At 68.4% G+C, this 24,963-nt stretch carries 12 protein-coding genes; 10 read left to right on the top strand and 2 right to left on the bottom strand.

What is annotated here, in order from left to right; translation table 11 throughout:
- The first annotated feature begins 16 nt into the window (after positions 1–16).
- The 3 genes from ptsP (at position 17) to SPHPH_RS0102470 (ending at position 5,245) form a co-directional block, all read left to right on the top strand.
- The gene (gene ptsP, locus SPHPH_RS0102480) at positions 17–2,494 is read left to right on the top strand and encodes a phosphoenolpyruvate--protein phosphotransferase (RefSeq protein WP_028965270.1); all 2,478 of its coding nucleotides are present in this window, start codon (positions 17–19) and stop codon (positions 2,492–2,494) included.
- The gene (gene nagE, locus SPHPH_RS0102475) at positions 2,491–4,191 is read left to right on the top strand and encodes an N-acetylglucosamine-specific PTS transporter subunit IIBC (RefSeq protein ID WP_028965269.1); all 1,701 of its coding nucleotides are present in this window, start codon (positions 2,491–2,493) and stop codon (positions 4,189–4,191) included. The genes ptsP and nagE overlap by 4 nt, the downstream gene beginning before the upstream one ends.
- A 91-nt stretch (positions 4,192–4,282) precedes the next feature.
- Entirely contained in the window at positions 4,283–5,245 is a 963-nt protein-coding gene (locus SPHPH_RS0102470) for an IS5 family transposase (RefSeq protein WP_028965268.1), read from the top strand.
- A gap of 199 nt (positions 5,246–5,444) precedes the next feature.
- Here SPHPH_RS0102470 and SPHPH_RS0102465 read toward each other — a convergent pair whose 3' ends face one another.
- Positions 5,445–6,182, bottom strand: coding sequence for a GntR family transcriptional regulator (locus SPHPH_RS0102465; RefSeq protein ID WP_028965267.1), 738 nt, complete (start codon positions 6,180–6,182; stop codon positions 5,445–5,447).
- Positions 6,183–6,505: 323 nt separating this feature from the next.
- Here SPHPH_RS0102465 and SPHPH_RS0102460 point away from each other — a divergent pair, with 323 nt between their 5' ends.
- From SPHPH_RS0102460 to SPHPH_RS0102430, 7 genes are all read left to right on the top strand, one after another.
- Positions 6,506–9,334 (top strand): TonB-dependent receptor, encoded by a 2,829-nt coding sequence (locus tag SPHPH_RS0102460; protein ID WP_028965266.1) that lies wholly within the window; start codon positions 6,506–6,508, stop codon positions 9,332–9,334.
- 136 nt (positions 9,335–9,470) lie between these two features.
- A complete protein-coding gene (locus tag SPHPH_RS0102455; RefSeq protein WP_028965265.1) occupies positions 9,471–11,786 on the top strand; it encodes a beta-N-acetylhexosaminidase in 2,316 nt (771 codons plus the stop codon).
- Positions 11,786–14,371, top strand: coding sequence for a beta-mannosidase (locus SPHPH_RS0102450; RefSeq protein ID WP_028965264.1), 2,586 nt, complete (start codon positions 11,786–11,788; stop codon positions 14,369–14,371). Before SPHPH_RS0102455 ends, SPHPH_RS0102450 begins: the two co-directional genes overlap by 1 nt.
- Positions 14,368–16,890 carry a glycoside hydrolase family 3 C-terminal domain-containing protein gene (locus SPHPH_RS0102445; protein WP_037487928.1) on the top strand — a complete coding sequence of 841 codons (2,523 nt, stop codon included), beginning with the start codon at positions 14,368–14,370 and terminating at the stop codon, positions 16,888–16,890. The genes SPHPH_RS0102450 and SPHPH_RS0102445 overlap by 4 nt, the downstream gene beginning before the upstream one ends.
- A gap of 267 nt (positions 16,891–17,157) precedes the next feature.
- Positions 17,158–18,582: a glycoside hydrolase family 125 protein gene (locus SPHPH_RS0102440; RefSeq protein ID WP_028965262.1), complete on the top strand. Its 1,425-nt coding sequence runs from the start codon at positions 17,158–17,160 to the stop codon at positions 18,580–18,582.
- A complete protein-coding gene (locus SPHPH_RS0102435) occupies positions 18,582–20,894 on the top strand; it encodes a GH92 family glycosyl hydrolase (protein ID WP_028965261.1) in 2,313 nt (770 codons plus the stop codon). Before SPHPH_RS0102440 ends, SPHPH_RS0102435 begins: the two co-directional genes overlap by 1 nt.
- A 154-nt stretch (positions 20,895–21,048) precedes the next feature.
- Positions 21,049–22,950, top strand: coding sequence for an alpha-L-fucosidase (locus tag SPHPH_RS0102430; protein WP_028965260.1), 1,902 nt, complete (start codon positions 21,049–21,051; stop codon positions 22,948–22,950).
- A 112-nt stretch (positions 22,951–23,062) separates the two neighbouring features.
- Here the strand turns inward: SPHPH_RS0102430 and SPHPH_RS0102425 are convergent, their stop codons facing one another.
- Positions 23,063–24,907, bottom strand: coding sequence for a methyl-accepting chemotaxis protein (locus SPHPH_RS0102425; protein WP_028965259.1), 1,845 nt, complete (start codon positions 24,905–24,907; stop codon positions 23,063–23,065).
- Positions 24,908–24,963: the final 56 nt, after the last annotated feature.

Genomic DNA, 24,963 nt, shown 5'->3' with positions numbered 1-24,963 from the left:
CGTTTCCGGAGACGCCATGGCTTCCCTCTCGCTCTACGCACCGCTCGAAGGCTGGGCCTGCGCGCTCGACGACGTGCCCGATGCGGTGTTCGCGGAGCGGATGCTGGGCGACGGCGTCGCGATCGACCCCACGGGCGACACATTGGTCGCGCCGTGCGATGCGCGCGTCGTAACGGTGCAGCCGACCGGTCATGCGATCACGCTGCGCACCTCCGAGGGCGCGGAACTGTTGATCCATATCGGGCTGGATACCGTCGGGCTGAAGGGTCAGGGGTTCGAGACATTGGTCGCGGCAGGCGACGCGGTGACGCGCGGCCAGCCGCTGATCCGCTTCGACCTCGACCGGATCGTCCGCGAGGCGCGCGCGGCAGTGACGCCGATCGTCGTTACGAACGGCGACCGCTTCACGATCGCGCACCGCGCGACCGGCGCGATCGTCGCATCGGGCGATGCGCTGATGACGCTCACCGCGCTCGACGCGCAGACGCAGCAGGCGGCGGACGATGGTCCTGCAACGACGCGCACGATCGTCGTGCCGCTGCCGCACGGCATCCACGCCCGCCCCGCCGCGCGCATCGCCGAGGTCGCGCGCGGCTTCGACGCCGTCGTGACGCTGGCGAAGGATGGCGAACCGGTCGGCGCGACCAGCCCGATCGGTTTGCTGTCGCTGATCGTCGCGCATAACGACCGGGTGACGATCGCCGCGACCGGCGCGCAGGCCGCGGCGGCGGTCGAGGCGGTCGCCGAACTGATCCTCCACGGCATCAAGGAAGACGCCGCTCCCGTCGCGCCCCGCCCCGCTCCACCCGCCGCCGGTGACGTACCCGAGGGGGCGATCGCTGGCGTGACCGCCGCACCGGGTCTGGCGATTGGCGCGGCGTTCCGGTTGCAGGTAGCCGATCTGGCCGTCGCCGCCAGCGGCAACGGCGTCGCCGCGGAGGAAGCGGCGTTCGAGGCCGCACGCACCGGATTGATCGCCGAATTGACCGAGCGCGCCGCCACCGGCCCCGCCGGCGCACGGGCGATCCTCGAGGCGCACGCCGCGATCCTCGACGATCCGAAATTGATCGCGAACACCCTGATGGCGATCACGCGCGGCAGCAGCGCGGCCCATGCCTGGCGCGAGGCGATCCGCCCGCAGGCCGACGCGTTGCGCGCCGGTGGCGACCCGCGACTCGCCGAACGCGCCGACGACATGCTCGATCTCGAACGTCAGCTGATCGCGCGGCTGGTCGGCGCCGAAGAGGAAGCGGTGACGCTGCCCGCGGGCGCGATCCTGCTCGCCGACGATCTGTTGCCGTCGCAGTTCATGGCGCTCGATCTCGACCGGGTCGCCGGGCTGGCGATCGAACATGGCGGCCCGACCTCGCACGTCTCGATCCTCGCCGCCGCGCGCGGCGCGCCGACGCTGGTCGCGCTCGGCAGCGCGTTGCGCGCGGTGCCAGACGGGACGACGCTGGTGCTCGACGCCAGCACCGGCTGGCTCCACCCCGCCCCGTCGCCGGAGATGCTCGCCGACGCGCAGGTCCGCGTCACCGCCGCCGCGACGCGCCGCGCCGACGCGCTCGCCCGCGCCGGCGAGGATTGCCGCACCGCCGACGGCACGCGGATCGAGCTGTTCGCCAATTGCGGGTCGCCCGCCGACGCCGAAGTCGCGGTGCGCAACGGCGCGGAAGGCTGCGGGCTGCTGCGCACCGAATTGCTGTTCCTCGACCGCGACACCGCCCCCGATGTCGCCGAACAGACCGCCGATTATCAGGCGGTGGTCGACGCGCTCGACGGGCGTCCGCTCATCGTCCGGCTGCTCGACATCGGCGGCGACAAACCCGCGCCCTATCTACCGATCGCGGGTGAGGAAAACCCCGCGCTCGGCCTACGCGGCGTCCGCGTCGTGCTCGCGCATCCGCACATCCTCGAAGATCAACTCAAGGCGATCCTCGCCGTCCGCCCGCTCGGGCGCTGCCGGGTCATGGTGCCGATGATCGCGGGCGTCGACGAACTGCTCAAGGTGCGCGCGGTGCTCGACCGGCTGACAGGCGGCGCGCGCGACGTCGAACTCGGCGTGATGGTCGAGACGCCCGCCGCCGCGATCGGCGCCGATCTGCTCGCCGCCGAGGCCGACTTCCTGTCGATCGGCACCAACGACCTGACCCAATATACGCTGGCGATGGACCGCGGAAATGCCGCGGTCGCCGGCGCGCTCGACGGGCTGCACCCCGCCGTCCTGCGGCTGATCGGCGAGACGGTGCGCGGCGGCGCGCTGCGCCACCGCTGGACCGGCGTGTGCGGCAGCCTCGCCTCCGATCCGCTCGCGGTGCCGATCCTGCTCGGGCTCGGGGTCACCGAATTGTCGGTCGCGCCCGCCGCGGTGCCGGAGATCAAAGCGCTGGTGCGCGATCTCGACCTGTCGGCGGCGCGTGATCATGCGCGCGCGGCGCTCGCCTGCCCGGACGCCGCCGCCGTCCGCCGCCTCGCACGGGAGTTTGCGCGATGAAGTCGATCCTCGGCACCCTCCAGCCGCTCGGCCGCGCCTTGATGCTGCCGATCGCGGTCTTGCCGATCGCCGGGCTGCTGCTGCGGCTCGGCCAGCCCGACCTGCTGAACATCGCGTTCGTCAGCGCGGCCGGCGACGCGATCTTCTCGCACCTGGGACTGCTGTTCGCGATCGGCGTCGCGACCGGCTTCGCGCGCGACGGCAACGGCGCGGCGTGTCTGGCGGGCGTGGTCTGCTTCCTCGTCGCCACCGAAGCCGCTAAGGTGCTGTTGTCGGTGCCCCCTGAGGTCACCGCCGGGCTGACCGGCCCTTCGGCCGATCTGGCGATCGCAGCGTGGAAGGCGAAGGCGATCACGCGGCTCGACGTCCCCGCCGGCATCCTCTCGGGGCTGGTCGGCGGCTTGTTCTACAATCGCTTTTCGACGATCGCGCTGCCCGAATATCTCGCCTTCTTCGGCGGACGGCGCTTCGTACCGATCGTCAGCGGTCTCGCCGGCCTCGTGCTCGCGGTGGTCATCGGCACCGGGTTCGCCGCGATCGCCAGCGGGATCGACCAGCTGAGCTACGGCATCGCCGCCTCGGGCGGCGCGGGGCTGTTCTTGTTCGGGCTGCTCAATCGGCTGCTGCTCGTCACCGGGCTGCACCATCTGCTCAACAATATCGTCTGGTTCGTGATGGGCGACTATCACGGCAGCACCGGCGACTTGCGCCGCTTCTTCGCAGGCGACCCCGGCGCGGGCGCGTTCATGGCCGGCTTCTTCCCGGTCATGATGTTCGGCCTGCCCGCCGCCTGCCTCGCGATGTACCATGCCGCGCTGCCGGAACGGCGCAAGGCGATCGGCGGGATGCTGTTCAGCCTCGCGCTCACCTCGATGCTGACCGGCGTGACCGAGCCCATCGAGTTCAGCTTCATGTTCCTCGCGCCGATCCTCTATGCGGTCCATGCGGTGCTGACCGGCATATCGATGGCGCTGATGGACGCGCTGGGCGTGAAGCTGGGGTTCGGCTTCTCGGCGGGGCTGCTCGATTATGTGCTGAACTTCCGGCTCGCGACACGGCCGCTGCTGCTGCTCCCGGTCGGTGCGGTCTATTTCGCGCTCTATTACGGGCTGTTCCGTTTCTTCATCGCGCGCTTCGACCTCAAGACTCCGGGGCGCGAGCCGGTCGAGGGCGACGGGCCGGTGGCGGTCGCCGCGGGAGAGCGCGGTGCGGCGTTCGCGCGCGCGCTGGGCGGGGCCGGCAACCTCACCGAAGTCGGCGCATGCACCACCCGGCTGCGGCTGAACGTGCGCGACCAGCAGGCGGTCGACGATGCCGCGCTCAAGGCGCTCGGCGCGCGCGGGCTGATCCGCCCCTCGCCGACCGCGTTGCAGGTCGTGCTTGGCCCGATCGCCGATGTGGTCGCGGTTGAGATTCGCGATGCGCTCGCGGCAGGCGGCGTGACGGTCACGGCGGTCAACGTTGTCGATGACACCGCCGACGCGGCGGTGGTGCTCTCGGCATCGACGCTGGAGGCGCTCGGCGGTGCAGCGAATGTGCGACAGGCCAGCGTCCATCCGGGGCGCGTCCGCGTGACGCTGAGGCAGGCGAAGGTCGACGAAACGGCATTGCGCGGACTGGGCGTCCGCGCGGTGGCGCGACCGGCGGATGGCACGCTGCACCTGCTGGTAGCGGATGCGGAAGCCTTGACCCAATAAGCCGTCACCCCGGACTTGATCGAGACCTCTGCGAAAATGTGCTGACGTTTCGGCATGGATATGATTCGATGCTGTGGGAGGATCGGCGTCGATGGAACAGCGGGGATTTGCGGAGGCGTTTTTGCCGGCGGGGTTTGGCCGGAATGCGCGGTTGGAGCGGATCGCGGCGCTGATCGACTGGGCGCCGGTGGAGGCGCTGGTGCGGCGGGTGCGGCCCGGGACGACGGGACGTCCGCCGTACCGGGCGCTGGCGATGGTGCGGGCGCTGCTGCTGCAGCAATGGTATGGCTTGTCGGACCCGGGGCTGGAGGAGGCGCTATCCGACCGGGTATCGTTCCGGCGGTTCTGCGGCCTGGCGCTGGAGGAGCCGACGCCGGATGAGACGACCTTGTGCCGCTTCCGGCTGGCGCTGGTCGAGGCGGGGCTGGGCGAGGCGCTGTTCGTCGAGGTGCAGCGTCAGCTCGATGCGGCAGGCTTCCTGGTCAAGTCCGGTACGTTGATCGACGCCACGCTGGTGGAGGCGGCGGTCCGTTGTCCGCCGCGCAGTGCCCGGCCGGCGGAAGGCGGGGAGAGCCGTTCGGCCAACGACCCCGACGCCAGCTGGACGCGCGTCGACCGGGGACGCCGGCTGTTCTTCGGCTATAAGGTGCATGTCGGTGTCGACCAGGGTTCGGGGTTGATCCGCAACCGGCGGGTGACGCCGGCCAAGACCTATGAGAGCGAAGTGGCCGACGACCTCATCCTGGGCGACGAGCGCGCCGTCTATGCCGACAAGGCTTACGAGAAGCGCGCCCGGCGCGAGGCGCTCAAGGCGCGCGGCATCAAGGACCGCATCCAGCATCGCCGCGTGCGCGGGCAACCGACGCTTCCCCCTTGGCAGGCGGTGCGCAACAAGCTGATCGGACGGATACGCGGCGCCGTCGAGCGGACCTTTTCCGAACTCAAGCGCGGTTCCTACGGCCTGGTCAGAATGCGCTACCGCGGGCTCGAACGATGCCGCCTCCAGGTCGACCTTGCCGCCATCGCCTATAATCTGCGGCGGGCTGCTGCTTGAACGACCCGTTCGAGGCTTCTCGGCAGGGGACATACACCCACCTACCTGCACGCTTGACGGCTCCCCCCATCGGCCAGAAAAGCCTTACCCGCCTTCTCGGGCGCCTTTCGCAGAGGTCTCGACTTGATCCGGGGTCCCGCTCCTGGCGCAACCGTCGAGGAGAAGCGGGGTCCCGGATCAAGTCCGGGACGACGGGAGCTCAGAGGTCCGACAATTCCGCGACGAAGTCATAGGCATCGCCGCGATAATAGGACCGCGTGAACTCCACCGCGCGCCCGTCGCGCCGGAACCCGCGGCGTTCGATCAACAGCCCGGCATGGCCGGCGTCGACCCCCAGCATCTTGGCATGTTCCGGCCCGAACGGCACTGCGCGCAACCGCTGGAGCGCGCGCACCGGGCGGCTGCCCGCCTTGTCGAGCGCACTGTACAGCGAGTCCTCGACCGCCTCGACCGACGGCAGGCAGTAACCGGCGATCGTCGACACCTCGAGCGCCATCGGCTCGTCGTCGGCATGGCGGATGCGCTGGAAACGGAACACCGGTGCGCCCGGTGACAGCCCCAGCGCCATGCTCTCCTCTGGGTTCACGGTGCTGGCCACGCGGCTGATCCAGCTACTCGACGCGGTCTTGCCGCGCGCCGCCATGTCCTCGGAGAAGGACGAGAGTTTGGAGAAGCTCTTCTCGACGCGCCCGGCGACGAACGTCCCCGCCCCACGCCGCCGCGTCAGCAATCCGTCCTCGACCAGCCCGCCGATCGCCTTGCGCACCGTGATCCGCGACACGTCATATTCGACCGCCAGATCGCGCTCGGCGGGAATCGCATCACCCTGGTTGAGGATGCCGCCATCGATCGCCTCGCGGATCACCTGTTGCAACTGGAGGTAGAGCGGCGCGGCATTGCCCTCCCGAAACCGTCCCACCTCGTCCGAAAAGGCCATCCGCGTTCCTTCCTGTCTCCGCTAGAGCGCAGAGCTTTCCCCTGACGGCAACCGTAACCCAAGCCCGACGGCGCGCAACCCCAACCCGGCCAATGCGACGCCAGAACGGCGGGATCGCCATGTCGCCCAAAAACCACACTTTCGACCGAAATGCTAAAAATCGCTTTTGCACGTGAAACTATTTCGTAACAACCTATGTCCGAGCTGACCCAGATTGGTTACAAGACCAGTCCAGGACCGATGCGGTTCGTAGTTACGACTACGCCGACGCATCGCCCGTTTATCAATGTGCTCGGCCCACGGGCTTATGAGGGGGTTCAGGTATGCGCTTGCGTCACATGATGCTGGTTTCCACCGCCATTGTCGGTTTCGCCGCCACCAGCGCGCAGGCGCAGCAGACGCCGGCCACGCCGCCGGCAAGCGCCGCGCCCGACACGCAGGCCGACGGCACCGTCGGCGACGACATCGTCGTCACCGGCTATGCCGGCAGTCTTCGGCAGGCGATCGAGCTGAAGCGCAACGCCAACGCGGTCGTCGACGCGATCTCGGCCGAGGACATCGGCAAATTCCCGGATCGCAACGTCGCCGAGTCGCTCGCGCACATCCCCGGCGTCTCGATCGACCGCCGCTTCGGTGAGGGCGAGAAGGTCGCGATCCTCGGTACCGATCCGGCGCTCAACCGCATGCTGCTCGACGGCCACGCGCTCGCCTCGGCCGATTGGGGCGGCAACGACAACGATCCGTCGAGCCGTACCTTCAACTATTCGCTGCTCGCCCCCGAGCTGGTCGACCGCCTTGAAGTCTACAAGTCGCCCGAGGCCCGACTCGAGGACGGCAGCCTCGGCGGCACGGTGATCGTGCGCACGCGGCGCCCGCTGGAGCTGGACGCCAATTCGGTGTTCGCCTCGGGCGGCTACACCTACAACGACCGTTCGGAGAAGGGCAGCATCCGCGGCTCGGGCCTGTACAGCTGGAAGAACCAGGACGAGACGTTCGGCTTCCTCGTCGCCGCCACCTATGACAAGCAGCAGCTCGTCCGCGCCGGCGTCGAATTCTTCGGGTACGAGCAAGCCGACGGCCGTCTGTTCCAGACGATCAACGACGCGGATGGCAACCCGACCCGTGATGCCAACGGTAACATCAACCTCGTCCGCGATGCCAGCGGGCAAGCGCTGCTCAAGAACCCAAACGCCACCGTCACGGGCGGCACGCGCAACGACCTCGCCGCCGCGACGCTGCCGTTCGGCATCAACTACGCCTATTTCCAGCAGCAGCGCGAGCGCACCAGCGTGTCGGGCACGGTGCAGTATCGTCCGGCCAGCAATCTGACGCTGACGTTGAACGGCCTGCACATCGACGGCAATTACAACAACTATAGCCAGTCGATGTACACGATCCCTGGCGCATGGAGCGGTGCCGACCTGCAATCCGCGACGATCTCGAACGGCGTCATCACCAATGCCAGCTTCGGCGCGGCGACCAGCCAGCGCAACGCGCAGCTGGATACGCTAGTCCGCTCGACCAAGCTGAAGACCGACAACCTCAACTTCTTCGCCGATTGGGAAGGCGACAACGGTGCCAAGGTGTCGTTCGTCGGCGGCTGGAGCAAGGCGACCGGTGGCCGCAACCCCGAATATCTGTTCAACGTGCAGACCAAGCTGCCGTTCAGCTACGCGATTTCGCCGACGACGGCGGAGGTGAACTTCACCGGCGACCTGACCAACCCGGCCAATTACTTCACCAACCCAAGCAACAACAAGGTCACGATCGAGGGCACGCCGTATCTCGTCAACGGCACGCAGTTGAACGCCGCACAGATCGGCGGGCAGGATTACAGCGTCACAACCGATCGCGATGCATTCGGCGGCTTCGACGCGGTCGTCCCGCTGGGCGACGGCTTCTTCAAGCAGCTGCTGATCGGCGCCCGGATCACCGATCACGTCAACAAGATCGATGCGCGCGGCATCAACAGCTATCTGACCACGTCGAAGGACGGCTCGCAGCTCGGCGTCACCACGCTGACCACGCCGGACGGGATCTTCGACGGCTCGGGCGGCTCGGGCACCGCGACCAAGTACCTCAACCTGCCGCGCGAGGCGGTGATCGACATCCTTGCGAATAGCATCAACACGCCGCTGTTCTACAAGGTCGGTGCCTCGACGCGCGTCGAGGAGCGGACCGCGGCGAGCTACGTCCAGGTGAACTTTGATCAGGGCGGGCTGCGCGGCAACCTCGGCGGTCGTCTGGTCTACACCCATGACGCGTCTTACTATGCGCTGTCGCTGCCGACCGCGACCAACCAGAACCCGACGCCGGTTCCGACCAGCACCTCAACGGACTATCTGAAGTTCCTGCCGGCGCTGAACGTCGCTTACGAAATCTCGCCGCAGTTCATCGTGCGCGGCGCGGCGGCCAAGGTGATCTCGCGTCCGCGCTATCAGGATCTGGCAGCGTCGATCTCGCAGAACGACGTCACGCTTGACGCCGGCGGCGGCAACCCGAACTTGAAGCCCTACGAGTCGACCAATTACGAGGTTACCGCGGAATTCTATCCGCGCGCCGGTGCGTTGCTGTCGCTCGAACTCTATCGTCGCGAGATCAGCAACTACATCATCACCACGACCCAAACCGGGCAGAGCTTTTACAACTCGCTCGAGGGCCGGGTCATCAACACCTACCGCGTGAACAGCCCGATCAACGCCGGCAAGGCGAAGGTCAACGGCGTACTGGTCAACGGCCAGGCCGAGATTTGGGGCGGGTTCGGCATCCAGGCGAACTATGCCTATCAGGACAGCTCGACCTCGGTGATCCCGGGCATCGACGGTGCGCTGAACCTGCCGTATCTGTCGAAGCACACCGTTAACGTGATCCCTTATTTTGAGAAGGGTCCGTTCCAGGCGCGCGTCAGCTACAATTACCGCTCGTCCTACTTCCGCTCGATCGGTCGCCTGAACTCGTTCGAGATGGTCGCGCCGTACAATCAGCTGGACGCGTCGGCCTCGCTGGCGCTGACCCAGAACATTTCGCTGACCGTCAACGCGCAGAACCTGCTGGACGAGACCTATCTCCAGTACAGCGGCACCCCCGACCGTCCGTCGGCCTTCTACAAGAATGGCCGCACCTTCGTCGGCAGCGTGACGTTCCGCTTATAACCTCAGTTACTTATCTTAATTCCTGCCCTGGGCCTCCGCATCCGCGGGGGCCCATTTTTTTTGCCGGCGGCATGGACGCGCCGGAATCGCGGCGGCATGATGCCTGCCAATACCAAAACAGAACCAAGGAACAGCGATGCCCCGGCCTTTCGCGACCGCGGTCGCGGCATTCTCGATGACGTGCCTCGCCGCGCCCGGCTTGGCACAATCCCTGCTCCCGCTACCGCAGTCGATCGTCGCCAGATCGGGAAGCGTGACGATCGCGAACGGCGCGACGGTCAGCGCCGCCGCTCCCGCCGCCGCCGCCGCACGGCTGTTGATCGCGCATGTCCGCACCGCGCGCGGGCTGACGCTGGAGAGCACGGCCGGCGCGGCGCGCATCCGCTTCGAACAGGACGCCGGCATCACCGGCGCGGAGGCCTATCGCCTGATCGCCGCACGCGACGGCATCCGCATCCTCGCCAGCACCCCGGCCGGGTTCGTCCATGGCGCGATGACGCTCGTACAAGTGCTCAGCCCCGACGCGCGCGTCGGCCAGCCGGTGCGCGTCAAGGCGATGACGATCGACGACGCGCCGCGCTTCGGGTGGCGCGGGCTGATGATCGATCCCGCGCGACACTTCCTCACGATCGCCGATCTGGAGCGGATCGTCGACCAGATGGCGGCGGTGAAGCTCAACACGCTCCACCTGCATCTGACCGACGATCAGGGCTGGCGCTTCGAGGTGAAGCGCTATCCGAAGCTGACCGAAACCGGCGCGTGGCGCACCCCGCCGTCGACCGGCGGCCCCGCCCCGGCGACGCGGGTCGGCGGCTTCTACACGCAGGATCAGTTGCGCGACTTGGTCGCCTATGCCGGTGAGCGCGGCGTCACGATCGTGCCCGAGATCGACCTGCCCGGCCACGCCACCGCGCTGGTCACCGCCTATCCCGAACTCGGCATCCTCGGCGACCGGCCGCCGGTCGGCAATCGCTGGGGCATCGAGCCGTATCTGTTCAATCCCGGGCCGCAGGGAATCGCGTTCGTCAAGGAAGTGCTCGACGAATTGATCGACATCTTCCCCGGCACCTACGTCCATCTCGGCGGCGACGAGGCGCTGAAGGAACAATGGCAGCGCAGCCCCGTGGTGCAGGCGCAGATCAAGGCGCTGGGGCTGAAGGACGAAGACGCGCTGCAAGGCTGGATGATCGAGCAGTTCGGTCAGTATCTGCAATCCAAGGGCCGCCGCCTGATCGGCTGGGACGAGATCCTGGACGGCGGGTTGCCCGCCAGCGCCTCGGTGATGTCGTGGCGCGGTGAGGCCGGCGCGGTCGCCGCCGCCAACCAGGGGCACGACGTGGTGCTGTCGCCGGGCACGCCGCTGTACCTCGATCGCGTGCAGAGCACCCTCGACAGCGAGGTGCCGGGGCAGAACGTCGTCAGCTCGCTGGCCGACGTCTACGCCTATGACCCGATGCCCGCCGGCATCCCTGCCGAGCGTGCGCATCATGTGCTGGGCGCGCAGGGCAACGTCTGGAGCGAATATCTCGTCACCCCGGCGGCGGTGCAGTTCCACATCTTCCCGCGCGCTGCGGCGCTGGCGGAGATCACCTGGTCGGCGAAGGACAAGCGCGATCTGAACGGCTTCCTACCGCGTGTGCAGCGACAGACGGCACGCTGGACGCGCGGCGGCATGACCGTCGCCGACAGCGCGTTCGCGGTCGGGTTCACCGTGCCGGGCACACGCGGCGACGCCTTGCGCGCCAATCGCGTGCCGCTGACGCTGGCGACGCAGGCCGGCTACGGCACGATCCGCTACACGACCGACGGCAGCACGCCCTCGTCCACATCGCGCGCCTATAAGGCTCCCTTGTCGCTGACTCCCGGCGTGGTGGTGCAGGCCACCGCCTTCGACGCCGCCGGGCAGCCGACCGCGGCGGTGCGCCGCTTCGACACCGCGCGCGCCGCATTGCTGACGCGCGGCAACAACGATCTCGCCCCCTGCGGTACCGGGCCGTTCGGCCTGCGCGTGCCGCTGGTTCCGGATGTGACCGACACCGCGCCGGCGTTCAACCTGAACCTGTTCAACACCTGCGCGGTCTATCCGGCCGCGCCGCTCGACATCGCGGGCGGCTATACGGTCGAGGTGGTGCGGCTGGCGCGCAACTGGGCGCTGGGCCACGACATTCCCAAGCTGCGCCGGCATTATCCGGTGTCGCCGCACGGCGAATTGCTGGTGCAGTTCGGCTGTGCGGCGGCGACCAAGGCGCAGGATGCGGGAGACACGACCGCGAAGCCGGTCGCGATCGGCGGGTTCCCGTTGCCCGACCCGACGACCGCCCCGCAGCGCCTCACCTTCACCGGCACCCTGCCGAAGATGACCGGGGATCAGGACATTTGCTTCCAATTCACCTCGCCGCTCGACGAGCCTTATTATGCGGTCGCCAGCGTGACGCTGACGGAGCGCCGCTGATGCGCTGGCTCGCCCTGCCCCTGCTGCTCGCCTCGACCGCCGCTGTGGCGGCGCCCAAGACGGTGATCCCGCTCGATCGGGACTGGCAGGTCCGCATCGACCTCAGCGATGCCGAGGCCACAAAGGCGCATCCCCGCGCCGCCAAATGGTTCGCCGCGACCGTGCCGGGCAGCGTGCAACAGGCGCTGATCGCGACCGGGCAGGTCCCCGATCCCTTCAAGGGCACCAACGAGGCGGCGATCCAATGGGCCGGGCTGACCGGCTGGCAATATCGGCGCACGCTCCGGCTGACCGCGGAGCAGGTCGCGCGCGACCATCTCGACCTCGCGTTCGATGCGCTCGACACGTTCGCCACCGTTTCGGTCAATGGGCAAGCGGTGCTGACCACCGACAATGCGCACCGCCAATGGCGCGTCGACGCGAGGCGCTGGCTCAAGCCCGGCGACAACACGATCACCCTCACCTTCGCCTCGCCGATCCGGACGATGCAGCCGAAGGTGCTGGCCGAGGCGCACCCGCTGCCCGGCGAATATGATTCCGCGTTCGGCGACGAGCCGAAGGGCAAGCAGACATCGCCCTACATCCGCAAACCCAAATATGACTGGAGCTGGGACTGGGGGCCCCGCATCGTCAACATCGGGCCCACTCAGGGAATACGTCTGGAGGGGTGGGACGACGCCCGGCTCGAGCGGATGCTGGTCCAGCAGGTCGCCCTCAACGATGCCGAGGCCCGTCTAGGCGCAAACTTCGCCATCTTCGCCGATCGCCCCGGCCCGGCGTTGGTCCGCGCCACCGTCACCGGTCCGGACGGCAAGGTCGTCACCGCCGAACAGCAGGTAACGCTGGCGGCAGGTGACAATCGCGTCACCGTGCCACTGACGATCGCGCAGCCGCAGCGCTGGCAGCCGGTCGGCTATGGCGCGCAACCGCTCTACCGGGTGGCCGGCGCGCTGGTCGAAGCCGGCGTGGAGAGCGACCGGACGGAACGCCGCATCGGGCTGCGCACCGTCGAGCTGATCCGCGGTGACGGCGCATTCGGGTTCAGGATCAATGGCATCCCGATCTTCGCCAAGGGCGCGAACCTGATCCCGTTCGACAATTTCCCCGCGCGCGTCACGCCCGAGAAGATGCGCGGGCTGCTCGCCGATGCGAAATCGGCCAATATGAACATGATCCGCGTCTGGGGCGGCGGCTATTACCTGCCCGACGCCTTCTTCGACGCCGCCGACGAACTCGGGCTGATGATCTGGTCGGACTTCATGTTCGGCGGCGCGGTGACGCCCCCCGACGCAGCCTTCCGCGAGAACGTCCGCATCGAGGCCGAGCAACAGGTCGCGCGCGCCTCCGGCCACCCCTCGATCGTGCTGTGGGCGGGCGGCAACGAGGTGCTGTCCGGCTGGGAAAACTGGTCCGATCGCAAGGCCTTCAAGAAAGCGGTCGGCCCTGACGAGCAGGAGCGGATCGGCACCGGCATGGCGGTGCTGTTCGACCGCGTGCTGCGGCAGGCGGTGCGCGACTTCGATCCGGCGGTGCCGTATTGGCCGGGTTCACCCTCGACCGATTACGAAGGCCCGGTGGATACCGATGCCGCCGGTGACCGCCATTTCTGGGATGTTTGGTCCGGGTCGAAACCGGTGGCCAACTATCTGAATTCTTGCCCTCGCTTCATGTCCGAATACGGCTTTCAGGCGATGCCCGATCTCGCGACGATCAAGGGCTTTGCGGGCACGCTCGACGTGACGCCCACCGACGCGGTGATGAAGGTGCACCAGAAGTTCCTTGCCGGCGAAGGCAACGACCGTCTGCTGCTCTACATCCGCGAGCGGCTCGGCGAGCCCCGGGGACTGGCCGACTACGTCTATCTCACGCAGGTCAATCAGGCGCAGGCGATCGAGCTGGCCGCCCTCCACCACCGCGCCTGCCGCCCGGTGACGATGGGGTCGCTCTACTGGCAATTGAACGATACGTGGCCGGCGATCTCGTGGTCGAGCATCGACTATGACGGGCGCTGGAAGCTGCTTCAGTACGCCGCGCGACGCTTCTTCGCGGATCAGGTGATCGTTACCGAGCACAAGGACGCCGCGACCCGCGTCGCGCTCGTCTCCGACGCGACGACCCCGACGGCGGCGCGCTGGCGGGTGCGCGGCTATGCGATGGACGGGCGATTGCTGGGTGAACAGGGGGGCGACGTCACCCTCGCCCCCCTCGCCTCCACCGACGTGGCGGCAGTGCCGGATGCCGCGCTGTTCGGCACGACCCCGGCGGCGGACAGCTATGGCGTCGCCGAACTCTATGCCGGCGACCGCCTCCTGCACCGCCGCCTCGTCGAGCGCGCGCTGCCCAAGGACATCCACTGGCCCGATCCCGGTTTATCGACGCGCTGGGACGGGCGGACGGTGACGATCACCGCCACGCGGCTCGCCCGCGCGGTAATGCTCGATTTCGGGGCCTTGTCGGCGCAGCCGTCCGACGACGGGTTCGATCTGCTACCCGGTGAGAGCCGGACCATTCGCGTGGAAACTACCGCCACGCCGGCACAATTGAAGCGCGCGCTAACGCTGCGCTCGCTGGGAGGACGCAAATGATCTGGCTGCTGTTGGCAAGCGCGGCCGCCGACCCGGTCGCGGCGACGATCGCGACGATGACGATCGAGGAAAAAGCCGCGCAATTGCAAAGCACCGCGCCCGCCGACGCCAAGGCCGGGCTCCCCGCCTATGACTGGTGGAACGAGGGTCTGCACGGCCTCGCCCGCAACGGCCACGCGACCGTCTTCCCGCAGGCGATCGGGATGGCGGCGACCTGGGATACTGCGCTGGTCCACAAGATCGGTGATGTGGTCGCCACTGAGGCCCGCGCGAAGTTCAACGCGCAGGCCGTTGGCGCGAACCGCCGCATCTACGAAGGGCTGACGATCTGGTCGCCCAACATCAACATCTTCCGCGATCCGCGCTGGGGCCGCGGACAGGAAACCTATGGCGAGGACCCGTATCTCACCGGCAAGCTGGGGGTGGCGTTCGTCACCGGGCTGCAAGGGCCGGACCCGCTCCACCCCAAAGTGATCGCCACGCCCAAGCATCTCGCGGTGCACAGCGGCCCCGAGGCCGGACGCGACGGCTTCGACGTCGATCCCAGCCCGCAGGATCTCGAGGCGACCTACCTCCCGGCGTTCCGCATGGCGGTGACCGAGGGCAAGGCGCAATCGCTGATGTGCGCGTACAATTCGATCCACGGCACCCCGGCGTGCGCCTCGGGCACGTTGCTCAACGATCGCGTGCGGCGCGACTGGGGGTTCACGGGCTTCACCGTGTCCGACTGCGATGCGGTCGCGAACATCCACATGTTCCATCATTACCGGCTCGACGCCGCGGCGGCGGCGGCCGCGGCGGTCAAGGGCGGCAACGACCTGAATTGCGGCAACACCTATGCGGCGCTTCCGCAAGCGGTCGCGCGCGGGCTGGTGAGCGAGGCCGAGGTCGACACCGCGCTCCACCGCTCGCTCGAAGCGCGTCGCCGGCTCGGGATCGCGTTCGGCGCGACCAGCCCCTGGGCCTCGATCAAGCCCGATGCGGTCAACACCGCCGCTGACCGCGCGCTCGCGCTGGACGCGGCGCGCAAGGCGATCGTGCTGCTCCAGAACAACGGCCAGCGGCTGCCGCTCGCACCGACCACCAAGCTGGCGGTGATCGGCGCGAACGCTGACGATCTGGGCGTCTTGCAGGGCAATTACCACGGCACCGCGGTCCAGCCGATCACGCCGCTGGCAGGCCTGCGTCAGCGGTTCGCGAACGTGGCCTATGCGCAAGGCGCGGTGCTCGCCGACGGCGCGCCGGTGGTGCTCCCGGAAACCGCGTTCAAGGACCTGACCGCCAGCTACAGCGTCGCGGGCCGCGAGGTGCTGAAGCGCGCCGAGCGCCACATCGACCTCGACCTGACCCGCGTGCCCCCCGCCCCCGGCTTGCCCGTACAGGGCTATGTCGCGCGCTGGACCGGGACGCTGACCCCGCCGGGGCCGGGTGCGTACCGGCTGATGCTCGATCAGGCGCAATGCTGGAAGGATTGCAAGACCCACGACACCGCGACGCTGTCGGTCGGCGGGCGCGTGCTCCACGACGGCGCGATCGCCAAGGGCCGGGTCGAGATCGCGTGGGACAGCGACGGCCGGCCGCAGCCGTTCGACCTGACGCTCAACCACAGCAGCCCGGACGAGACGTTCCGCCTGCTGTGGCTCCCGCCCGAGGAACCGATGATCGCCGAGGCGGTCAAGGCGGCGCAGGCGTCCGACGTGGTGGTGATGGTCGGGGGCCTGTCTCCCGATCTGGAAGGCGAGGCGTTGCAGGTGCAGGTCCCCGGCTTCATCGGCGGCGACCGCAGCGACATCGCGCTGCCCTTCGCGCAGCAACGCCTGCTGACCGCACTCAAGGCGACGGGCAAGCCGATCGTGCTGGTGCTGGCGAGCGGCAGCGCGGTCGCGGTCGACCCGAATGTGGCCGATGCGGTGCTCGCGCTCTGGTATTCGGGCGAGGCCGGCGGCACCGCGCTCGCCGACGTGTTGACCGGCGCGGCCAATCCGTCGGGACGGTTGCCGGTCACCTTCTACAAGGCGACCACCGACCTGCCCGCCTTCATCGATTACGGCATGAAGGAGCGGACCTACCGCTATTTCACCGGCACGCCCTTATGGGGGTTCGGCCACGGCCTGTCCTACACCTCCTATGTCTATGACCGGGTCACCGGCGCGGCGAGCGTCGCGAGTGGCCAGCCGCTGACCATCACCGCGCGCGTCACCAACAGCGGCCGGCGCGATGGCGAAGAAGTGGTGCAGGCGTATCTGGTCCTGCCGAAAGTGGCGGGAGGCGGGATGACCGCGCCGGTCCTGCAACGACAGCTCGTCGGCTTCCAGCGCGTACCGCTGCGCGCCGGCAAGAGCGCCACGGCCCGCTTCACGATCGATCCGCGGATGATGAGCGTCGTCGAGCGCGACGGGCGGCGACATGTCGTGCCGGGCGCGTATCGCCTGTGGGTCGGCGGTGGCCAGCCGGGGAGTGCTGCCGGCGCGTGGACCGACTTCGCGGTGATCGGGGCGGATATGGATCTGCCGAAGTGATCTCCCCCTCCCCTTACCTCTTCCCCGTCACCCCGGCGAAGGCCGGGGCCCAGTTGGGAAGGCAGTCGTAATGAAGCGCCCCGCGTCGTCATCAGCGCCCCGTAACTGGACCACGGCCTTCGCCGGGGTGGCGGGAGTGAGCGGTGTCGACGCTGCATACCAAATCTCCCGTCATTGCGAGCGCAGCGAAGCAATCCAGAGCCTAGCACGCGACGTCCTGGATTGCTTCGCTACGCTCGCAATGACGTCTCGATCGGAAACCTCCGCATGACCCCCACCCGCCGCCACTTTCTCGCGGGCAGCGCCGCGCTTGCCGCGACGCCGGCCTTCGGCGCAACGCCAGACTATGCCAGCAAGCGCCCCGCGCTCGCCGATCGCCGCTTCACCTCGCCCGCGGTCGAACGCGAGCTGGCACGCGTCTCCAAGCAGATCGCCGACCCGAAGCTGCGCTGGATGTTCGGCAATTGCTATCCGAACACGCTCGACACCACCGTGAAGATGGGCACCGCCGACGGCCAGCCCGACGCGTTCGTCATCACCGGCGACATCAACGCCTTGTGGCTGCGCGACAGTTCGGCGCAGGTCACGCCGTACCTGCATCTGGTCAAGGACGATCCGAGGCTCGGCGAGCTGTTCCGCGGGCTGATCGCGCGACAGGCGCGCTCGATCCTGATCGATCCCTATGCCAACGCCTTCATGCAGGACCCGGCGGCGAAGACCGATTTGTCGTGGTCGCTCAAGGATCAGACCGAGATGAAGCCCGGCGTCGCCGAGCGGAAGTGGGAGATCGACTCACTTTGCTATCCGATGCGGCTGGCGCATGGTTACTGGCAGGCGACGCGCGACCCGCGGCCGTTCGACAAAACCTGGGCCGCGGCGGCGCGCGCGAGCGTCCGCACCTTCCGCGAGCAGCAGCGCAAGGACGGGCGCGGGCCGTACAGTTTCCTGCGCACCTCGAACCGCAACACCGAGATGATGCCGCTGGAAGGCTGGGGCAATCCGATGCGACCGGTGAGGTTGATCGTGTCGGGCTTCCGCCCGTCCGACGACGCCTGCCAATATCCGTTCCTGATCCCGTCGAACCTGTTCGCGGTCACCGCGCTGCGCGAGATGGCGCGCGTCGCCAGCGAGGCCGCGCACGACGATGCGCTCGCCAGCGACGCCACTGCGCTCGCCGCCGAGGTCGAGGCCGCGCTGAAGCAATGGGGCACGATGCGGCTGCGCGATGGGCGTGAGGTGTGGGCGTTCGAGGTCGACGGCTTCGGCAACGCATTGTTCATGGACGACGCCAATGTTCCGTCGCTGTCGGGGCTCGGCTATCTCGGCTGCGTCGCGCCCGACGACGCCTTGTGGCGGCGGACCGAGGCGGCGGCGTGGAGCGAGGCCAACCCCTATTTCTTCTGCGGCACCGCGGGCGAAGGGATCGGCGGGCCGCACGTCGGGCTGGGTCAGATCTGGCCGATGTCGCTGATCGTCCGCGCGCTTTCCACCACCGACGCAGGCGTCATCCGCACCTGCCTGAAGACCTTGCGCGACACCGACGCGGGCACCGGCTTCATGCACGAGACGTTCGACATGAACGATCCCGCCAAATGGACGCGCCACTGGTTCGCCTGGGCGAACGGCCTGTTCGGCGAACTGATCGTGCGGCTCGCGCGCACGAACCCTGCGATCCTCAAGGAAGCCCTGTAATGCTTACCCGCCGCGCCCTGCTCGCGACCACCGCCACCGTCGCGGTCACCCCGCTCCCGGCCTTCGCCGCCGCCCCGCGCCGCGCCGCGCCCAATCTGTTCGTCGGCACCGGCGGCGACGGCCACACCTATCCCGGCGCGACGCTGCCCTTCGGGATGGTGCAGCTGTCGCCCGACACCGATGTCGCGCGCTGGGATACCTGCTCGGGCTACCACCACGGCGACGGATCGATCATGGGGTTCAGCCACACGCATCTGTCGGGCACCGGGATTGGCGACATGCTCGACTTGCTGGTCGTCCCGACACGCGGCCCGGTGCAGCTCCAGCCCGGCCCGATCGACAACCCCGACGCCGGCTATCGCCAGCGCTATTCGGACGAACATGCCGAGCCCGGCTATTACCGCGTCGCGCTGGAAAGCGGCGTCCGCGCCGAGCTGACCGTCACCGAGAGGACCGGCTGGCACCGCTACACCTTCCCGAAGGGCGCCGGTCACCTCCTGATCGACATGGCGCACATGATCCTGGACAAATGGGACAGCGGGCCGCTGATCGACGAGGGCAGCCTCACGCTCCACGCCGATGGCACGCTGACCGGCAGCCGCCGCGTCCACCGCTGGGCGAAGGGTCGCCGTATCCATTTCGCGATGCAGCTCTCGCGCCAGCCCGACCGTGTCGCCTTCTACGGCGACGATGATGCCGAGCAGCCGAAGGGCACGACCTCCGTGGCGGCCAAGCGCGTCAAGGCGGTGCTGTTCTTCGACGATGCCGGCGCGGCGCCGATCGTGGTCCGCTGCGGCATCTCGGCGGTCGATGTCGCGGGCGCGCGCGCCAACCTGCAGGCCGAGGCGGCGCGCGGCGATTTCGACAGCGTCCGCCGCGCCGCCGCGCGCCGCTGGGCCGGGGCGCTGGGCGCGGTCACCGTCGAGGGCGGTACCGCCGACCAGCGCACGATCATGGCGAGCGCGCTCTATCACACGATGGTCGCGCCGACGCTCTTCTCCGACGTCGACGGCCGCTACGTCGGGCTCGACCGGCAGGTGCACACCGTCCCCACCGGGCAGCGTGCCTATTCCACCTACTCGCTGTGGGACACGTATCGCGCGCTCCACCCGCTGCTGACGATCGTCGCGCCGGATCGCGCCAAGTCGCTGGTCGACGACCTGATCCGCCAGACGCAGCAAAGCCCTTATGGCCCGCTGGTCTGGCCGTTGCAGGGAGTCGAAACCGGCACGATGATGGGCTGGCACGGCGTGTCGGTGCTCGCCGAGGCGCACGCCAAGGGCATCCCCGCCGATTACGCCGCGGCTTGGCCCGCGATCGCCAAGCGCTCGTTCGATTTCAGCGCGCCCGATCTCGACAACAGCAAGGGCCGCGACCTGTACGACGCCAAGGGCTATGTCCCGGCCGACAAATGGTTCGAGAGCGTCAGCCGCACGCAGGAATATGCCTATGACGACTGGGCGTCGTCCAAGCTCGCGCGCGTCGCGGGTGCCGAGGCGGAGTCCGCGCGGCTGCTCAAGCGCTCGGGGAATTGGCGCAACGTCATCGACGCGTCGATCGGCTTCGCGCGCCCGCGCTTTGCGAACGGTTCGTGGTGGAAGGATTACGATCCGATCCAGCTCGGGCACATGCCCAAGCCGTGGTGGCGCGACTATACCGAGGCGAACGGCTGGCAGGCGACCTTCCTCAACCAGCACGACGTCTATGGCCTGATCGCGCACATGGGCGGCGACGCGAAGTTCGAGGCCAAGCTCGACGCGCTGTTCACCGTGCCGTCGACGCTGCCCAAGAACGCGCCGCCAGACATCAGCGGGCTGGTCGGCCAATATGCGCATGGCAACGAGCCCGACCAGCATGTCGCCTATCTCTATGCCTTCGTCGGCGCGCCTTGGAAGACGCAGCGGATGGTGCGCCGCCTGCTCGTCGAGATGTACAAGAACGATCCGGACGGCGTGATCGGCAACGACGATTGCGGGCAGATGAGCGCGTGGTTCGTCATGTCGTCGCTCGGCTTCTACCCGGTCGACCCGGTCGAGGCGGTCTATGTGTTCGGCTCGCCGTTGTTCGAGCGCGCGACGCTGGCGCTGCCCGGCGGAAAGAGGCTGGTGGTCGAGGCCCCCGGCAACACCGCCGCGACCCCCTACGTCACCGCGGTGACGTGGAACGGGCGTCCGTGGACGAAAAGCTGGATCGCGCACGCCGATCTGGTGAAGGGTGGCACGCTGCGCTTCACGATGAGCGCGACGCCCAACCCCGCGTTCGGCAAGGCGCTGGCCGACCGCCCGCCGTCGTTCGGGCGCACGCCGGGGTGATGGCAAACTCCATTCATCCCACTCACTACCGTCGCCCCGGCGAAGGCCGGGGCCCAGATGGGGAACGTAGCCGCATCTCGCGAGCCGCCCGCCACTGGGCCCCGGCCTCCGCCGGGGTGACAATTGATTCTTGCGCCCGTCTCAGGAGCCCCCGATGACCGACCTCACCCGCCGCGCGCTGCTAGCCGCCGGTGCCGCCACCACCGCGCTCCCCGCCCTCGCGCAGGGCAGCGCCGCGCCGAAGCCATGGGGCGCGACACCCTCGAAGCGTCAGGCCGCGTGGCACATGCGCGAGCAATATGCCTTCATCCATTTCTCGATCAACACCTTCACCGATCGCGAATGGGGCTACGGTGACGAGAGCCCGAAGCTCTTCAACCCAACTGACTTCGACGCCGACCAGATCGTCGCGGCGGCCAAGGCGGGCGGAATGCGCGGGATCATCCTCACCGCCAAGCATCACGACGGCTTCTGCCTGTGGCCGACGCTGTTGACCGAACATTGCATCCGCAACAGCCCGTACAAGCAGGGCAAGGGCGATATCGTCGGCGAGATGGAAAAGGCGACGCGCCGCGCCGGGCTCGCCTTCGGCCTGTATCTATCGCCGTGGGACCGCAACCACGCCGAATACGGCCGCCCCGCGTACATCGACTATTATCGCAAGCAGGTGGTCGAACTCTGCACGCGCTATGGCGAACTGTTCGAATTCTGGTTCGACGGCGCGAATGGCGGCGACGGCTATTACGGCGGCGCGCGCGAGACGCGGAAGATTGACGCGCCGAAATACTATAACTGGCCGTCGATCATCGCGCTGGTGCACCAGCATCAGCCGATGGCCTGCACCTTCGACCCCTATGGCGCGGACATCCGCTGGGTCGGCAACGAAGATGGCGTCGCGGGCGATCCGTGCTGGCCGACGATGCCCGCGCATCCCTATGTCCAGTCCGAAGGCAATTCGGGCGTCCGCGGCGCGCCCTTGTGGTGGCCGGCGGAGACCAACACCTCGATCCGCCCCGGCTGGTTCTACCACGCCGATGAGGATGCGAAGGTGAAGAGCCCCGCGCGCCTGCTGCGTTACTTCGACGAGTCGGTCGGACGCGGCACCAACATGCACCTCAACATCCCGCCCGATCGTCGCGGCCGCGTCGCCGATCACGACGCCGCGGTGCTCAAGAGCTTCGGCGAGGCGCAGGCGCAGACCTATGCCCGCGATTTGGCGCAGGGCGCGGTCGCGCATGCCAGCGCCGAGCGCGGCCGCGCCTTCGCCGCATCGCGCGTGCTCGACGGCCGCCGCGACACCTATTGGTCGCCCCCCGATGGCGACACGACGCCGACGCTGACGCTCGACCTCCCGCCGAACCGAACCTTCGACGTGATCCGAATGCGCGAATATCTCCCGCTCGGGGTGCGCGTGACGAAGTTCGCGATCGACCTCGAGGAAGCCGGGCAGTGGCGCACCGTTGCCGAACATGAGTGCATCAGCGCGCAGCGCATCGTACGCCTGCCTGCGCCGTCATCGGCACGCCGGCTGCGGTTGCGCATCCTCGACGCCCCCGCGTGCCCCGCGATCAGCGAGATTTCGCTGTTCCGACAGGTGCAACCGGTGCCGGTCGCGCCGCCCAAGGTGTCCGATCCGACGATCATCCCGCAGCGCGGCTGGTCGATCGTCACCGCCAGCGGACCCGGTGCGGAAAAGCTGATCGATGGCGATGCGCAGACACGCTGGACGGTGCCGGCACCGACCGCCGCCAATCCCGCCAGCGTCACGGTCGATCTCGGCCGCGTCCTGCCGCTCGCCGGCTTCAGCCTGACGCCATCGCGCACCGTCGCGAAGGATACCGCGCCACCCCGCGGCTATGTCGCCGAGACGAGCGCGGATGGAAAGGACTGGTCACCCGCCGCAACGGGCGAATTCGGCAACATCGCCTATGCGCTCGCCACACAGCGTGTGCCGTTCACGGTGCGGCAGGCGCGCTACCTCCTGCTGCGCTTCGACGCGCCAGCGATCCCGGCGGGCAGCATGACGGTGGCCGAGATCGGGGCCTTTACGGGGTAACTCAAATCCCCACCCTCTTGTCGCCCCGGACTTGATCCGGGGCCCCGCTTCTTCTTCGCTGCCAGAGTGAAAGCGGGATCCCGGATGGAGTCCGGGAGGACGAATAATGGGCTCAGAACGCCGACCAGTCGTCCTCGCTCGTCGCCAGCGCGGTGTTGCCGACCACGCGGGGCACGGCGCGCGTTGCGCGGGCCGGCGCGGTGATGTGGCGCGCACGCGGCGCAGCACTCGCCGCCACGGCCACCGGACGCGCCGCCGGCTCGTCGACCGTAAACGTCGCGACCGCACCTGCGAGTTGCTCGGATTCGCGCGCCAGCAGGCTCGCGGCGGCGGTCGACTCCTCGACCATCGCGGCATTCTGCTGCGTCACGCCATCCATTTCGTTGATCGCGATGTTCACTTGACCCAGGCTCTGCGCCTGATGGTCCGACGCGCGCGCGATCGTGTCCATGATGACGCTCACGCTGCCGACCCGCTCGATGATCCGCTCCAGCGCCTGCCCGGTCTCGTCGACCAGTTCGACGCCCGATTTGACGTGGTGGATCGCGGAAAGAATGCGCGTCTTGACGTCCGATGCCGCGTCGGCCGAGCGCTGCGCCAGCGCGCGCACCTCGTTGGCGACCACCGCGAAGCCCTTGCCTGCCTCGCCCGCACGCGCCGCCTCGACGCCCGCGTTCAGCGCCAGCAGGTTGGTCTGGAACGCAATGCCGTCGATCACGCTGATGATGTCGGCGATCTCGCGGCTGGCCTTGTCGATGCCGTTCATCGCCTCCACCGACTTGCGGACCACCTCGCCACCCAGTTGGGCGGCATTGCGCGCGTCGGCCATCGCCTTGTTCGCGTCGGCGGCGTTCGACGCGCCCTCGCGCACGGTACCCGTGATCTCATCCATCGCCGCGGCGGTTTCGCGCAAGGACGACGCCTGCTGCTCGCTGCGCGCCGACAGGTCGCGCGCCGACTGGCTGATCTCGTCGGCGTTCTGCTTGATCGTCTCGACGCTGCGCCGCACGTTGCAGGTCAGGTCGGACAGCTTGCCGACCGCGCCGTTGAAATCCTTCGACAGCACCGCATAGGAGCCCGGCAAGGCGTTCAGCCGCACGGTCAGGTCGGCCTCGGACAGCCGGTGCAGCCCGTCGCCGATTTCCCGCATCGCCAGCTCGCGCTCCTGATCCGCGGTTAGCTTGGCCTGCGCGGCGTCGCGGAACACCAGCACCGCGCGCGCCATGTCGCCCAGTTCGTCGGCACGCGCCGTATCGGGAACGTCGATCGCGCTCTTGCCCGCGGCCAGATCGGCCATGCGCCGGGTCAGCGCGCTGACCGGGCGCGCGATGCTGCGGCTCAACGCGGTCTGCAGCAACACCGCGATGCCGATCAGCGCGATGCCGCCCAGCACAAGCGCGATCGTCGCGGTGGTCAGCGCGTGCGCCTGGCTCGCGGCATTTTCCTCGATCGCGGCGGTTTCCTGATCGCGCAGGTCGCGCAGCGGCAGCACGATCGCGCTGGTCAGCACCTTCTTGCCGGCGTCGCGCACCGCCTGTTCGGCGGCCTCGCGCTGCCCGGCCTTCACCATCGTGACCAGCCGGTTGCTCCACGCCTCCCGCCACTTCGCGGTTTCCGCGCGCGAGGTGAGGACGAGCGCCCGGCGCGCCGGATCGGTCAGCAGCTTTTCGAGTGCGAGGGTCGTCTGGTCATATTCGTCGCGCGCTTCGTTGTACGACTTCAGATAGGTCGGATCGGCGGTGACCAGATAGCCGCGCAACTGGCTGTTCTCGCGCAGGATCGACGTCTCCAGCGTCAATGCCTTGGCATAGACGTCCTGGCTGTGGTTGCTGTTCACCGTCGCCGAGCGAATCATCCAGATGTTCGCGAAGAAGACGACCATCATGATCGCCGCCGAGGCATTGATGACGAGGAAGGAGAAACCCAGCTTCCTCGGTATGCTCAGGGTCTTGAACATCTCTGGTCTTTCTGCCGCACGGGCCTGTTGGTCGTCCGACGCGTAGCGCCGATTAG

It is taken from the genome of Sphingomonas phyllosphaerae FA2, from assembly GCF_000427645.1.
GTDB classification, from domain to species: Bacteria; Pseudomonadota; Alphaproteobacteria; order Sphingomonadales; family Sphingomonadaceae; genus Sphingomonas; species Sphingomonas phyllosphaerae.
This window is presented reverse-complemented; position numbering and strand designations above follow the sequence as displayed.